The 13991-nt window shown below is 72.8% G+C and carries 11 protein-coding genes; 8 read left to right on the forward strand and 3 right to left on the reverse strand.

The window, feature by feature from the left end; translation table 11 throughout:
- The first annotated feature begins 237 nt into the window (after positions 1-237).
- From AQJ67_RS21615 to AQJ67_RS21645, 7 genes are all read left to right on the forward strand, one after another.
- Entirely contained in the window at positions 238-1644 is a 1407-nt protein-coding gene (locus tag AQJ67_RS21615) for a hypothetical protein (RefSeq protein ID WP_062721050.1), read from the forward strand.
- Positions 1645-1826: 182 nt separating this feature from the next.
- Complete coding sequence (locus AQJ67_RS21620; protein ID WP_062720705.1) at positions 1827-2807, forward strand: glutamate ABC transporter substrate-binding protein; 981 nt, start codon at positions 1827-1829, stop codon at positions 2805-2807.
- A gap of 43 nt (positions 2808-2850) precedes the next feature.
- On the forward strand, positions 2851-4182 hold the full coding sequence (locus tag AQJ67_RS21625) for a coiled-coil domain-containing protein (protein ID WP_062720706.1): 1332 nt from the start codon (positions 2851-2853) through the stop codon (positions 4180-4182).
- A gap of 22 nt (positions 4183-4204) precedes the next feature.
- Entirely contained in the window at positions 4205-6805 is a 2601-nt protein-coding gene (locus tag AQJ67_RS21630; protein WP_062720707.1) for a serine/threonine-protein kinase, read from the forward strand.
- Complete coding sequence (locus AQJ67_RS21635; protein WP_062720708.1) at positions 6806-8215, forward strand: PP2C family protein-serine/threonine phosphatase; 1410 nt, start codon at positions 6806-6808, stop codon at positions 8213-8215.
- A 97-nt stretch (positions 8216-8312) separates the two neighbouring features.
- A complete protein-coding gene (locus tag AQJ67_RS21640; protein ID WP_062720709.1) occupies positions 8313-9659 on the forward strand; it encodes a vWA domain-containing protein in 1347 nt (448 codons plus the stop codon).
- 114 nt (positions 9660-9773) lie between these two features.
- Positions 9774-11279: an FHA domain-containing protein gene (locus AQJ67_RS21645; protein ID WP_062720710.1), complete on the forward strand. Its 1506-nt coding sequence runs from the start codon at positions 9774-9776 to the stop codon at positions 11277-11279.
- A gap of 85 nt (positions 11280-11364) precedes the next feature.
- Here the strand turns inward: AQJ67_RS21645 and AQJ67_RS21650 are convergent, their stop codons facing one another.
- Entirely contained in the window at positions 11365-12351 is a 987-nt protein-coding gene (locus AQJ67_RS21650) for a methyltransferase domain-containing protein (RefSeq protein ID WP_062720711.1), read from the reverse strand.
- 119 nt (positions 12352-12470) lie between these two features.
- Here AQJ67_RS21650 and AQJ67_RS21655 point away from each other — a divergent pair, with 119 nt between their 5' ends.
- Entirely contained in the window at positions 12471-12875 is a 405-nt protein-coding gene (locus tag AQJ67_RS21655) for a globin (RefSeq protein ID WP_062720712.1), read from the forward strand.
- An 18-nt stretch (positions 12876-12893) separates the two neighbouring features.
- Here the strand turns inward: AQJ67_RS21655 and AQJ67_RS21660 are convergent, their stop codons facing one another.
- On the reverse strand, positions 12894-13562 hold the full coding sequence (locus AQJ67_RS21660; RefSeq protein WP_062720713.1) for a DUF8185 domain-containing protein: 669 nt from the start codon (positions 13560-13562) through the stop codon (positions 12894-12896).
- Positions 13559-13987 (reverse strand): acyl-CoA thioesterase, encoded by a 429-nt coding sequence (locus tag AQJ67_RS21665; protein WP_062720714.1) that lies wholly within the window; start codon positions 13985-13987, stop codon positions 13559-13561. Before AQJ67_RS21665 ends, AQJ67_RS21660 begins: the two co-directional genes overlap by 4 nt.
- Between the last annotated feature and the right edge of the window lie 4 nt (positions 13988-13991).

A 13991-nucleotide genomic window follows, 5' to 3' on the forward strand; every position in this document is an offset into this window, starting at 1 on the left:
GCCGGACGGGCTGGGGGTACCCGAGCCGCCGCAGGCATCCCGTCCCCGAACATGGAACCGAACAGATTCCCCCGGCGTATTCATGGGCAGGGGGCTCCTGCACAGCGCGTTCTGCGATCCGAGCAAGAACCGGCGAAGCCCGGTGCGGATGTCAGTCCCGGGAGCGATACTTGCGGCGACGGATGACCATGGGGGAGGTCAGCAGTGACACAGACGCCGAAGACCAGCGTGCCCACCATGCCATCCGTACCACCCCAGCCCACACCGGCGCCACCACCCGCACCTCCCGCCAACACCCGCCCCTCACCTCCCCCCACGGCCCCCCGCCGCACCGCCTTCGCCGAGGGGTTCGACCAGCTCCGCGCGGCCGCCACCACCGAACCCGGCCGCCTCCGCATCATCGGCGCCCTCCTCGCCGCCCTGGTCGTCGCGTTCGGCGCCGTGACCGCATGGCAGATGACCGACAGGTCCTCCGCCGCGAACGACGTCGTCAACCGCAGCCAGCCCCTCAGTTCCGACGCGGCCGACATCTACCGCTCCCTCGCCGACGCCAACACCGCGGCAGCCAGCGGTTACCTGGCCGGCCTCCAGGAAAAGCCCGCCATGCGCGAGGGCTACGAGAACGACATCCGCACCGCCGCCGAAAAGCTCGTCAAGGCCGCCGCCAACTCCGAACCGGGCTCCACCTCGGCCCACACGATCGCCGATCTGAGCAGACTGCTCCCGGAGTACAAGGGCCTGGTCGAGACGGCCAGGGCCAACAACCGCCAGGGCTACCCCGTCGGCGGCGCCTACCTCCGCGCGGCCAACGAGATGATGCAGCAGAACATGCTGCCCAAGGCCGAGAAGCTCTACCAGACGGAGAACCAGCGCCTGCGCGACGACTACGCGGACGCGAAGTCCTTCCCCTGGGCAGCCGCAGGCCTCGGCGTCGTCGCCCTGGCCGCCCTCGCCTGGGCCCAGCACCGCAACTACCGGCGTACGAACAGGGTCCTGAACCACGGCCTGGTCACCGCCACGGCGACCTCCGTAGTGGTCCTGCTCTGGCTCACCGTCTCCCACACCGTCGCGCGCGCGAGCCTGAACGACTCCTACGACCACGGCGTCCGCTCCCTGGACGTACTGCACCAGGCCCGCATCGCCTCGCTCACCGCCCGCAGCGACGAGAACCTGACGCTGGTCCGTCGCGGCGCGGACACCAAGTCGCTCGCCGACGGCAGGGTCGTGGACGCGTACGAACTGGGCTACGACCAGCAGATCGACCAGCTCGGCAAGGCACTGAACCAAGCCGAGGACCTCGCGGACGACTCGGCGGGCAAGAAGCCCGTACAGGACGCGAACGGCTTCATGAAGGTCTGGAAGGACCGCCACGGCATCGCCCGCGACGACAACAACTCCGGCAACTACCAGGCGGCCCGGGACCGAGTGATCGGCGCCGCGAAGGAGCCGACGAGCGTGTGCTTCGACAACGTCGACAAGGCGCTGGCGACCGCGCTGACGCATGAGCGCAACGAGTTCGAGCAGGCGGCGAACGACGGCCGTGGCTCGCTGACCGGCCTCCCGACCGGCGCCGCGGTCCTCGCGGTCCTGGGCGCGGCCGGCGCGGTCCTGGGCATCGGCCGCAGGCTGTCGGAGTACCGGTGAGAGGGGGCGAGACGATGAACGCACGCAAGACCAGGAACCCACGCGGACGACTCGACGCAAGCCCGCACTCGGCCCACGCCCGCAGCCGTGCCGGCACCGACCCGCACGCCCGCCCCCACACCGCGCCCGCCCCCTGGCACCGCCTCCGCACAACCCTCCGCGGCTGGGGCGGAGTCGGCGCGATGGCGACCGTGTGCGCCCTGGCGCTCACCGTCGCCCTGCTCCTCCCCCTCACCCAGCCGCGGAGCGAAGACACCGGCACGGCCACCGCGGGCCAGGGCATGACCCGGGTCGCCCAGGCGAAGGCGGCGGACTGCGAGAACCCCCAGGACCAGAGCCTCGCCCCGTCCGGCGGCAGCGGCGGCACCCCGGCCGTCGACGCCATCAAGGCCCGCAAGGACCGCCGTCTGATCGTCGGCGTCGACACCAACAGCTACCGCTGGGGCTACCTCGACCCGAACAACCCCTCCGGTGAGCTGGAGGGTTTCGACATCGACCTGGTCCACCGCATCGCCGAGGACATACTCGGCGACCGCGACGCGGTGCAGTTCAAGGCGATCCCGACCAGCCGCCGTATCGAGGCGGTCCAGCAGGGTGAGGTCGACATGGTGGTCCGCACCATGACGATCAGCTGCAGCCGTATCAAGGATGTCGCCTTCTCCGCCCCGTACTTCGTCACCGGCCAGCAGATCCTGGCGCCGAAGATGTCGGCGATCACCGGCTACGACAAGTCCCTCGCCGGCAAGAAGGTCTGCTCGGCGCAGGGCTCCACGGCGTACGAGAACCTCGAAGAGGGCAGGAAGAACGGCGACCTCCCGGACTCCACCGACATCAGGACCACCGTCCCCAACCAGCTCGACTGCCTGGTGAAGTTGCAGCTCGGTGAGGTCGACGCGGTCGTGACGGACGGCGCCCTGGCCGCCAGCCAGGCCGCGCAGGACCCGGCGGTGGAACTGAAGGGCGGTCTGTTCACGGACGAGTACTACGGCGTGGCGATGAAGCGGGGCTCCGACGATCTGGTACGCCAGGTCAACCGGACCCTGGAGGACTACATCGAGGACGGCGGTTGGAAGGCGTCGTACGAGAAGTGGCTGCACCCGACGATGGACCAGGGCGACAAGGAGTCGGCGTCGGCCACCCCTCCCGAGGCCCGCTACAAGTGACCGACCGTCAACTGGCAGAACACGACTGAGCGAGAGGTGATCGATGGGCGTCACGGACCCCGCCGGGCCGGTGATGGACCGGGACGAGGTGGACCGTGCGCTGGCGCGGCTCGGCCAGGAGCACGAGGCGATCGAGACCTCGCTCCTCGCCCTGCAGGACCACGCGGGCCGCAGACTCCTCGAAGGCGCCGAGCTCACGGGCATCACCAAGGAGCGCTGGACGACCGCGGAGGCGTCGATCACGCTGCTGTGGGCGTACTTCGACGCGTACACGGACGCGTTGCGCTCGGCCCGCGAGATCCGCTCGCGCCGCCGCTGGTCCAGCCGCGAAGACCTGGTGGAGCTGACGGAGCTGCTGCGCGGCGAGTCGGTGACCGTCGCGGGCTCGGCGACCGCGACGGCGAACGCGCCGACGCTGCACGGCGGTTCGGGCAAGCTCAGTGAACAGTTCACGCTGGTCACGCTGGTGGACCGGATGAACGAGCTGTACGCGACGTCGCTGGACATGGTCGTCGCCGCCGACGCGGTCTGGTCCGCGCTGCCGGCCCGTATCGATCTACTCGCCGCCGAACTCCAGCGCACCCGCCGCCTCGCGCACTCCGTCGGCGTACGCCCCGGCGAGCACCCGGCGGGCGACGACCTGGAGCGCATCACGCGCACGCTCACCAACCTGCGCTCCGAGGTGGTGTCCGACCCGCTCGCGTACTGGGTTCCCACCCAGGGGAGTTCGGCGCCGGGCGGCGGCCGGCCGGACACCACGGTGTACGACCGTGAGGCGCGCGCGCTGGAGGACGTGCGCCGTGAGATCGACGCGGTGTTGACGGTCCGTCAGGACGCCGAGCAGCGGCTGGTCAAGCTGCGGGACGTGCTGTCCCGCGCGGACCGTACGCTCGCCGAGGCCCGCACCGCGCGCGGCGAGGTGCTGGCGAAGATCGCCGCCACGGAGGTGCCGGTCGTCAGCGGCCCGCCGACCGTGCTGCAGGAGCAGCTGGCGACGGCCGCCGAGTACCGCAGACACGCCCAGTGGCACCGCCTGTCCCCGCTCCTGGAGTCCCTGGAGCAGAAGGCGGAGGACGAACTGCTGCGCGCCCGCGAGTCGTTGACCGCGGTCACCGCGCCCCTGGCGGTCCGCGCCGAGCTGCGCGGCCGCCTCGACGCGTACAAGGCGAAGGTGGCCCGGCACGGCCTCGCGGAGGACCCGTTCCTCATCGAGCGGTACGACGCGGCCCGGCGCATGCTGTGGAGCGCGCCCTGCGACCTGCGCGTCGCCGAACAGGCGGTCCTGCGCTACCAGCAGGCGGCCGCCGAACTGCTCGGCGGCCCGCGCGTCCCGGCGCCGCGCGAGCCCGAGGACCGTGGGGGGCGGGGGACATGAGGCTCAGGGGGGAGTCGTCGTCATGAGTCAGGCAGAGCAGAGCTGTCAGCGGCCGGACTGCGGCGGGGCGTACGAGGACGTGGGCGGCGGCGAGCTGTACTGCGACACCTGCGGTCTGGCCCCGGTCGTCTCGGCGACCGGCATGGTCGGCTCGCCGCCCACCGGCGTGACGAGCGGCGGCAAGGGCTCACGCGGCTCGGCGGGCAGCGGCAGCTCCCGCTCGACCAGCCGCGGCAGTTCGCGTACGTCGTCGCAGTCGTCGAAGTCCCGGCGCTCGGTGTCGGGACGGCTGTCCCGCGCGCTGTCGGGCCGTTCCACGGGCCGCTCGGTGTCGGTGCGCAGCTCGGGCTCGACGGCGGGTTCCAGCGGCCGCGGCCGGCTCGGCGTCGGTCTGGTCCAGGTCCCGGACGTGCCGCGCCCCGAGCCGCGCGGGATGGTGCTGGAGAACCCGGAGGTCCCCGAGCGCAAGCGGTTCTGCTCCCGCTCGGACTGCGGCGCGCCCGTCGGCCGGGCGCGCGGCGAGCGTCCGGGCCGTACGGAGGGCTTCTGCACCAAGTGCGGCCACCCGTATTCGTTCGTCCCGAAGCTAAAGACGGGCGACATCGTGCACGGCCAGTACGAGGTCGTGGGCTGTCTGGCGCACGGCGGGCTCGGCTGGGTCTATCTCGCCGTGGACCGCGCGGTCTCCGACCGCTGGGTGGTGCTCAAGGGCCTGCTGGACACCGGTGACCAGGACGCGATGGCGGCGGCGATCTCCGAGCGGCGCTTCCTCGCGGAGATCGAGCACGCCAACATCGTGCGGATCTACAACTTCGTCGAGCACCTCGACCAGCGCACCGGCTCCCTCGACGGCTACATCGTCATGGAGTACGTCGGCGGCAAGTCGCTCAAGGAAATCGCCAACGGCCGCCGTACGCCCACCGGGAAGCGCGACCCGCTGCCGGTGGAGCAGGCGTGCGCGTACGGCATCGAGGCGCTGGAGGCCCTCGGCCATCTGCACAGCCGCAACCTGCTGTACTGCGACTTCAAGGTCGACAACGCCATCCAGACCGAGGACCAGCTCAAGCTGATCGACATGGGCGCGGTGCGCAGGATGGACGACGAGGAGTCGGCCATCTACGGCACGGTGGGCTACCAGGCGCCGGAGGTCGCCGACGTCGGCCCGTCGGTGGCGTCCGACCTCTACACCGTCGCCCGCACCCTCGCCGTCCTGACCTTCGACTTCCAGGGCTACACGAACGTCTACGTCGACTCGCTCCCCGATCCGGACAACATCGAGGTCTTCCGCCAGTACGAGTCGTTCTACCGTCTCCTGGTCCGCGCCACCGACCCGGACCCGGCCCGCCGCTTCGCCTCCGCCCAGGAGATGACGGAGCAGCTGACGGGCGTACTGCGCGAGGTCGTGTCCCTGCAGACGGGGCGCGCGCGGCCGTCGCTGTCGACGTTGTTCGGGCCCGAAGTGCGGGTCACGGACACGGAGTTGTTCCCGAAGCTGGACGGGGAGGTGTCCCGGCTCGGCGCGCGGGTCGTCCGGCCCGGGAGGAAGCCCGCCGCCCTCGCCTCGGCCGCCGCTCCCTCCTCCGCCTCGCCCGCCTCCCCTGCCTCGCCCGCCATCACCGCCGGCCCGCCTCCCGCTGCCGCCCCGGCCGCCGCCGCCCCGGCCACCGCCGCGGGCCTCGTGAAGCTCGCCCAGGCCCCCGCCGCAGCCCTCGCCCTCCCGGTTCCGCGGGTCGACCCCTCCGACCCCAACGCGGGTTTCCTCGCGGGTCTGATGACCACCGCACCGGCCGAGCTGCTCGGCGCCCTCGCCGCGGCACCGGCGCCGTCGACCGAGACACGGCTGCGGCAGGTGCGGGGCTGGCTGGAGAACGGCGACACGGGCACCGCGCACGAGGCGCTGCTGAAGCTGGAGGACGAGCGCTCGGACGACTGGCGGGTCGTCTGGTACCGCGGTGTGGCCGCGCTCGTCACCGGCGACCACGAGGGCGCCGCGCTCGCCTTCGACGCGATCTACGACGCCTTCCCGGGCGAGCCCGCCCCCAAGCTGGCCCTCGGCCTGTGCGCGGAGGTGCTGGGGCAGTTGGACAACGCCGCCGAGTACTACCGTCTCGTGTGGTCCACCGACCCCAGCTATGTGAGCACCGCCTTCGGGCTCGCCCGCGTCCAGCTCGCGACCGGCGACCGAGGCGGCGCCGTACGGACCCTGGAGTCCGTTCCGGAGAGCTCGATTCACTACACGGCCGCCCGCGTCGCGGCCGTCCGCGCCCGGCTGCGTGGACGCACGGCGGCCGCCGCTGACGTACCGTTCCTGGACGACCTGACCGCCGCCGCGGGTCAGGTCGAGGCGCTGGACGCGTACGGTCTGGACCCGGCGCGCCGGGAGCAGTTGTCGGCGGAAGTCCTCGGTTGCGCGTTGGACTGGATACTCTCCGGTGGCCAGGGTTCCGCCCCTCCCCCAGCCGCCGGAGGACGGACGCTGCTCGGCAGCGGCCTGGACGAGCGGGGACTGCGTTTCGGTCTGGAGCGCTCGTACCGCACGCTGGCCCGGCTGGCTCGGGGCGGCGAGGAGAGGATCGACCTGGTGGAACGTGCCAACCGTTACCGCCCCCGGACGTGGGTGTAGTTGATGTCGCAGATGCCCCAGTTGTCCGCCTGCCCGAGCTGCGAATGGCCGCTCGAGTCGGGTGACCGTTTCTGCGGTGCGTGCGGATACGACCTGTCCGCCGTGCCCGTACGGCCGGACGACAACCCGACCATCGCCATGAACGGCTCGTCGGCGCCCCCCGGCGTGCCCGCCATGGGCTGGCCCGTCGCCCCCGCGCGGGACGGCGCAGGCGGCCACGACCTGCCCCCGGGCACCCCGCCGCCCCCGCAGTCACCGCCGCCCACGGCACCGGTGCCTCCGGCGGCGGGCGGCCCGGACGGACCGCCCGGCCCCCGGACGTCCCCCGACCCGACCGGCTTCCCGGTATCCCCAGCCTCCCCGGCCTCCCCGGCCTCCGGCGTCCGTTTCGACCGTCCGCCGCAGTCCGACGCGTACGCGCTGCCGGACGAGTTCACCCTCCAGGCGCCCGACCCGCGCGTGGCCCCCGCCGCCCCGCCGACCCCGCCGGAGGGCACCACGGTGTGCGTGGCGTGCCGTGCGGGCCGTGTCGACCACGACGGGTACTGCGAGAACTGCGGGCACGCGCAGCCGCGCGAGCGCGACCACATGGAGCAGGACGCCGGTCCGGTCGCCGCCGTCAGCGACCGCGGCCTGCGCCACCACCGCAACGAGGACGCGTTCGCCGTCGGCTGCTCCACGCTGCCCGACGGCCGTCCCGCGGTCCTGGCGGTCGTCTGCGACGGCGTGTCCTCGGCGACCCGCCCCGACGACGCCTCGATGGCCGCCTCGCGGGCCGCGAGCGAGTCGCTGCTGGCCGCCCTGCCGCGCGGCGCGCACCCGCAGCAGGCCATGCACGACGCGATCATCGCCGCCTCGAACGCGGTCAACGCGCTGGCGGCCGAACCGGCCACGGCCCGCGAGCAGGGCCCTCATCAGAACGCCCCGGCCTGCACGTTCGTCGGCGCCGTCGTCACCGCGGGCCTGCTGGTCGTCGGCTGGGTCGGCGACAGCCGCGCCTACTGGGTGCCGGTGGACCGCAGCACTCCCCCGGCCCGGCTCACCGAGGACGACTCCTGGGCGGCGCAGATGGTCGCCGCGGGCCTGATGAACGAGGCCGAGGCGTACGCCGACGAGCGCGCCCACGCCATCACGGGCTGGCTCGGCGCCGACGCCTACGAACTGGAGCCGCACACCGCGTCCTTCAAGCCGGACCGCCCGGGTGTGGTCGTGGTGTGCACGGACGGGCTGTGGAACTACGCGGAGGCGGCCGAGGACATGGCCGACGTCGTGCCGCTCGACGCCGCCGCACGCCCCCTGCACAGCGCGCAGGTCCTCGTCGGTCACGCGCTCGACGGCGGGGGCCACGACAACGTAACAGTGGCCGTCCTGCCGTTCCCGGCGCCGCCGATGGGGGCAGGATCGGCCTGAGGCCGCATCGCGGGGACGGCCTCAGCGGACCGGAGGGGACCGGTCCGTCGACAGCCATTGCCCCACCACGGGGTGCTTTAGGGGGATTTGAGAACGCATGGCCAATTTCTCGAAACCAAGCGTGCCGCAGTTCTCGGTGGACGTGTACCAGAACGAGTACCTGCCGGAGGGCGGGCGCGAGGTCAACGCGATCGTCACGGTGACCTCGACCGGCGGCGGCACGATCGGCGGCGCGGTCGCCGCACCCCATCTGTACGCGCCTGGCGGGGGCCCGTCCGCGGCCGTGGCGATCATGGTCGACTGCTCGGGCTCGATGGACTACCCGCCGACCAAGATGCGCAACGCCCGCGACGCCACGGCCGCCGCGATCGACACCCTGCGCGACGGTGTCCACTTCGCGGTGGTCGGCGGGACGCACGTGGCCAAGGAGGTCTACCCGGGCGGCGGCCGCCTGGCCGTGGCCGACGCCACCACCCGCGACCAGGCCAAACAGGCGCTGCGCCGGCTCAGCGCAGGCGGCGGTACGGCCATCGGCACCTGGCTGCGGCTCGCCGACCGCCTGCTGTCCTCGGACGACGTCGCGATCCGGCACGGCATCCTGCTCACCGACGGCCGCAACGAGCACGAGTCACCGGAGGACCTCAGGGCCGCGCTGGACGCCTGTGCCGGACGGTTCACCTGTGACGCACGCGGCGTGGGTACCGACTGGGAAGTGAAAGAAGTCACAGCCATCGCCTCCGCCCTGCTCGGCAGCGCCGACATCGTCGCCGACCCGGCCGGTCTCGCCGCCGACTTCACGCAGATGATGGAGACGGCGATGGGCAAGGAGGTCGCGGACGTCGCCCTGCGGGTGTGGACGCCGGTAGGGACCACCATCAAGTTCGTCAAGCAGGTCGCGCCCACGGTCGAGGAGCTGACCGACCGCCGCACCGAGGCCGGCCCGCGCGCCGGGGACTACCCCACCGGCTCCTGGGGGGACGAGTCCCGTGACTACCACGTCTGCGTCGAGGTCCCGGCCGCGCACCTGGGCCAGGAGATGCTCGCCGCCCGGGTCTCCCTGGTCGTCCCGCAGCCCGACGGCACCGCCCGGAACCTCGGCGCGCAGGGTCTCGTACGGGCCGTATGGACCGACGACATGGTCGCCTCGACCTCGATCAACCCTCAGGTCGCCCACTACACCGGCCAGGCCGAACTGGCACAAGCCATCCAACAAGGCCTCGATCTTCGCAAGTCAGGCGATATCGATGGAGCAACGGCCAAACTGGGCCGCGCGGTTCAGCTCGCCAGCGCCTCCGGAAACGCGGATACGGCGAAACTCCTTGCGAAGGTGGTGGACGTGGTCGATGCCGCGACGGGTACTGTGCGACTGAAGGCGAAGGTCGCGGAGGCCGACGAGATGACTCTCGAGACACGGTCGACAAAGACTGTTCGTGTAAAGAAGTGACCGAGTAATGCCTTAGTAGTGCCCTAGCAGGACCCTGAAAAGCAGCGAGCCTGACCCCTTGGGGTTGGAGAAATCCGGTCGAAGCGACCGGAAAGGAGAGGGGGAAGCGCCGACATGCCGACCTGCCCGAACGGACACCAGTCGGGTTCCGACGACTGGTGCGAGGTCTGCGGTCACCGCATGGCCGGTGCCGTTCCTCCGCCCCCTCCACCGCCGCCCCCGCCCGGCGGCGGCTACGGCTTCCCGCCGCCCGGCGGCCCCGGTCCGGGTCCCGGCCCCGCCGGTCCGTTCGGCGGCCCGAACATCGGTCAGCCGGGCGGCCCGCCGCCCGGCTCCGCCGTTCCCGAGCCGGAGCTCTGCCCGCAGTGCCGCACGCCCCGTGAGGGCGGTGCGCCGTTCTGCGAGGAGTGCCGGTGGAACTTCCTGACCAACACGGCGACGTCGTACACCCCCGCCGCCCCGCGCCAGCCGGCCCCCGGCCTCGGCCCGGGCGGCCCGTTCCAGCAGCCTCCGGGCCCCGGCCCGTCGTACGGCGGCGGTGACTCGTACGACTACCAGGGCTCACGCCCGTCCCAGGTGAACCGCCCGGCCGAGCCGATCCCGCCGTTCGGCGGCGAACCGCAGGGCCCGGGAGGCCCCGGTGGGCATGGGCATGGCGGTCCCGGTGGTCCGGGTGGACCGGGTGGACCGGGTGGACCGGGCGGCTTCGGCCCCGGCCCGGGCAACCCCGGCGGCCCCGGTGCCCCCGGCGGCTTCGGCCCCGGCCCCGGCGCTCCGGGCAACCCCAACCCCGGAGGCCACGGCGGCCCCGGTGGACATGGCGGTCCTGGTGGCCCGGGAGGAAACGGCCCTGGCGGCTTCGGTGGCGACCCGTCCCGTCCGGCTCCGCCGCCGCCCGGCCCCACGCCCCCCGGCGGCCCCGGTGCCACCGGCGGTCTTCCGCACGGGTTCATGCAGGGCGCCCCGCCCGGTCCGCCGGCCCCGCCCGCCTTCCCGCAGGAGACGAACCGTCCGCCGCAGGGCGGCCCGTCCTTCGGCGGCGGTGACGACGACTGGGTGATCTCCCCGCCGTCGTCCGGTCCCGGCACCCCGGGCGGTCCCGGTGCCCCCGGTGGTCCCGCGCAGGGCGGGTACGGCTACCCGCAGCCCGGCGCCACCCAGGCCCCGCCGCCGCCCGGCCCCGCCTTCCCGCAGCAGCAGCAACAGCAACAGCCGCTGACCTGGATGGCGACCATCGGCCCCGACCGCGAGTACTTCATGGCGATGATGCAGCGCTCCGGTCCGGAGGCCGCGGGCCTGAACCTGCCCGCGTACTCGCCCGAGCAGCAGCGCACGCTCACCGGCAACCAGGTCACCATCGGCCGTCGCCGCCACTCCACCGGCGACACCCCCGACATCGACCTGTCGGTGCCGCCGGAGGACCCGGGCGTCTCGCACCAGCACGCGGTCCTGGTCCAGCAACCGGACGGCACCTGGGCGGTCGTCGACCAGAACTCGACGAACGGCACCACGGTGAACGGCTCCGAGGACCCGATCCAGCCGTTCGTGCCGGTACCGCTCCAGGACGGCGACCGGGTGCACGTGGGCGCCTGGACGACGATCACGATCCGGCGCGGCTAGATCTCCCGATCTCCCGATCTCTCGACGCCGGGAGGGGGCGGTCGTACGGCGAGAAGGTGCCGTACGACCGCCCCCTCCCGTCGTTTCAACCGGGCAGCGGCCACGCGTACGGCCCCTCGGGGTCGTCCAGCCAGGCCCACTCGTGCTCGCCGCGCACCGTGATCCCGTAGCGCTCCCGCTGCGGCTGCCCCTCGCGCTCCCACAGCGCGTACGCCTCCTGTGGATCGAGGCTGCCGCGGGTCAGGGCCAGCAGGAAGCGGAACAGTTCGTGTTCCCTGGCCCGGCGCGGCAGCCCGCCCAGCTGCACGGCCTCCGGCTCGGACCGGGTGCCGCCGCGCAGCGGCACGAAGTAGGCGGGCGTGTGCAGGAAGCGCCCTTCGGCGTGCTCGGCGTCCCGGACTGCGAGGGCGATCAGGCCGGTGGCGAGCGGGGTCAGGACGCGGGCGCCGGGGCGGCACTGGGCGAGCCAGGCGCGGGGGATGGACGGGAGCGTGCAGGTGGCGATGACGCGGTCGAAGGGGGCGCGCTCGGGGACGCCGCGCGCGCCGTCTCCGGTGACGACGACGGGGTGGTACCCGGCCGCTTCCAGGTGCCGCCGCGCGGACTCGGTGATCTCCGGCTCCAGGTCGACGGTGGTGACGAGGTCGTCGTCGCCGAGCCGGTGCGCGAGCAGGGCGGCGTTGTAGCCGGTGCCGGCGCCGATCTCCAGCACCCTGTCGCCGTCCGCCACCTCCAGCGCGACCAGCATCATCGCCATCAGGGACGGCTGGCTGCTGGAGGAGAGCAGCTCGCCGTCGCGCAGCCGGGTGGCCAGCGGGGTGTCCGCGTACGCGCCGCGCACCCAGCGCTCCCGTGCGACCGGGTCGGGGCTCTGGCCCCAGCGCCGCTCGTAGCCTCCGACGACGCCCACGTAGTAGTACGGCACGAACAGATGCCGTGGCACGGCGGCGAAGGCGTCCCGCCACACGGGATCGTCGGCCCAGGCCCCGCTCAGGTCGATCTCGCGCACCAGCGCGGCCCGCGCCGAGGCGGCGAGGTCCTCCAGGCCGGGGTCGAGGGCGTGTGCGCTCATACGTCCACTGTCCTGCGGGAGCCGGTACGGGGCGAGCGTCCCGTCGGACGATCACATGGCCGGGGAGCGCTGGTCCTAGGCCTGGAGTCCTCGGTCGCCGCGTCTGAGACCATGGACAAGTGAATGAGATTCGGCGCGGCACGCTTCAGGAGCAGACCTTCTACGAGCAGGTCGGCGGGGAGGAGACCTTCCGCCGCCTCGTCCACCGTTTCTACGAGGGTGTCGCCGAGGACCCGATCCTCAAGCCCATGTACCCCGAGGAGGACCTGGGCCCGGCCGAGGAGCGCCTCACCCTGTTCCTGATCCAGTACTGGGGCGGCCCGACGACGTACAGCGAGAACCGCGGCCACCCCCGGCTGCGGATGCGGCACGCCCCGTTCACCGTGGACCGCGCGGCCCACGACGCCTGGCTGAAGCACATGCGGGACGCCGTCGACGAGCTCGGCCTCTCCGAGGAGCACGAGCGGACGCTGTGGAACTACCTGACGTACGCGGCGGCGTCGATGGTGAACACGGCGGGCTGAACGCGGCAGGACCTGCCCTCAGCGCACGCTGACGTCGAGCGCCCCGAGCCCCGCACGCCGTACCGCGATCGACCCGTACGGCGTGCGCAGCCGCAGCCACGCGCCGGACGAGAGCAGCGCCAACTCCCCGGTGGCGCGCAGGAATCCGACCGACTGGGCCGCGTGCACGGCCCGCACCGGAAGCTGGGTGTCCCCGACGGTCCGGGACCAGATCTCCCGCCCGATCCGGTCGAGTTCGTTCCGGGTGCGCCCCTCTTCCGGCAACTCCTGTGTACGGGAGCGGAATTCGGCGATCCCCGCCCCGATCATCGCCCGCAGCGCATCGGGCGCGGGCAGCCCCGGCACCGGCCGCCAGCCGCCGCGCGGCGGGAGCACCCCGGCCCATGGCGGCCCGGTCACGGCTTCCGGTACGGCGGCGGTGGCCGCCGACTCGTCGACGGATTCCAGGAGTTCACCGGCGGAGACGGTCACGTCGAGCGTGACGTCGAGCCCGTTCTCGTAGGGCTTGGCGAGCCGTACGGCGCGGATCGCCAGCACCTCGAAGGACGGCGGGCGTCCGAAGACGGCGAGCGCGGTGCCGGCCGCCTGGAGGCGTACCGCGGCACCGCGGTCGTAGTGGAGCAGCCGGGAGAGGAAGGCCGCGAGGTCCGCTGCCTCCCCCTCGTCGGCGAGGTGGAGCACCGTCATGCGGCGACGGCCTCCTCCTCGTCGGCTCCGTCGGCCGCGTCGTCCATGTACTCCCGGAGGAACTCCTTCTCCTCCGCGGTGATCCGGCGCGGCCGGCCCGCCTCGAAGTCGAACGGCACGACTACCGTCGAGGCCCGGACATAGACGAGGTCGTCGTCCTTCACCTCGTAGGTGATGGTGAAGGACGCGGCCCTTATCTCACTGACCCACAGCTCGATGTCCACCGGGTGGTGCCGGTGGACGAGCTGCCGCTTGTAGTCGATCTCGTGGCGCGCCACCACGGACCCCTGCTTGAAGTCCTTGTCGGGACGGAACAGGAAGTCGATACGGGCTTCCTCCAGGTAGCGGAGGAAGACCACGTTGTTGACGTGGCCGTACGCGTCCATGTCCGCCCAGCGCAGCGGGCAGCGGTAGTTGTGGCGCAAGATC

The sequence above is a fragment of the Streptomyces caeruleatus genome (genome assembly GCF_001514235.1).
Classification (GTDB): domain Bacteria; phylum Actinomycetota; class Actinomycetes; order Streptomycetales; family Streptomycetaceae; genus Streptomyces; species Streptomyces caeruleatus.

What these genes read in the sequence shown, in the direction of transcription:
- AQJ67_RS21615 (WP_062721050.1), top strand. Translation starts at nt 238, where the DNA reads ATGCCATCCGTACCACCCCAGCCCACACCGGCGCCACCACCCGCACCT.
- AQJ67_RS21620 (WP_062720705.1), top strand. Translation starts at nt 1,827, where the DNA reads ATGGCGACCGTGTGCGCCCTGGCGCTCACCGTCGCCCTGCTCCTCCCC.
- AQJ67_RS21625 (WP_062720706.1), top strand. Translation starts at nt 2,851, where the DNA reads ATGGGCGTCACGGACCCCGCCGGGCCGGTGATGGACCGGGACGAGGTG.
- AQJ67_RS21630 (WP_062720707.1), top strand. Translation starts at nt 4,205, where the DNA reads ATGAGTCAGGCAGAGCAGAGCTGTCAGCGGCCGGACTGCGGCGGGGCG.
- AQJ67_RS21640 (WP_062720709.1), top strand. Translation starts at nt 8,313, where the DNA reads ATGGCCAATTTCTCGAAACCAAGCGTGCCGCAGTTCTCGGTGGACGTG.
- AQJ67_RS21645 (WP_062720710.1), top strand. Translation starts at nt 9,774, where the DNA reads ATGCCGACCTGCCCGAACGGACACCAGTCGGGTTCCGACGACTGGTGC.
- AQJ67_RS21650 (WP_062720711.1), bottom strand. Translation starts at nt 12,351, where the DNA reads ATGAGCGCACACGCCCTCGACCCCGGCCTGGAGGACCTCGCCGCCTCG.
- AQJ67_RS21660 (WP_062720713.1), bottom strand. Translation starts at nt 13,562, where the DNA reads ATGACGGTGCTCCACCTCGCCGACGAGGGGGAGGCAGCGGACCTCGCG.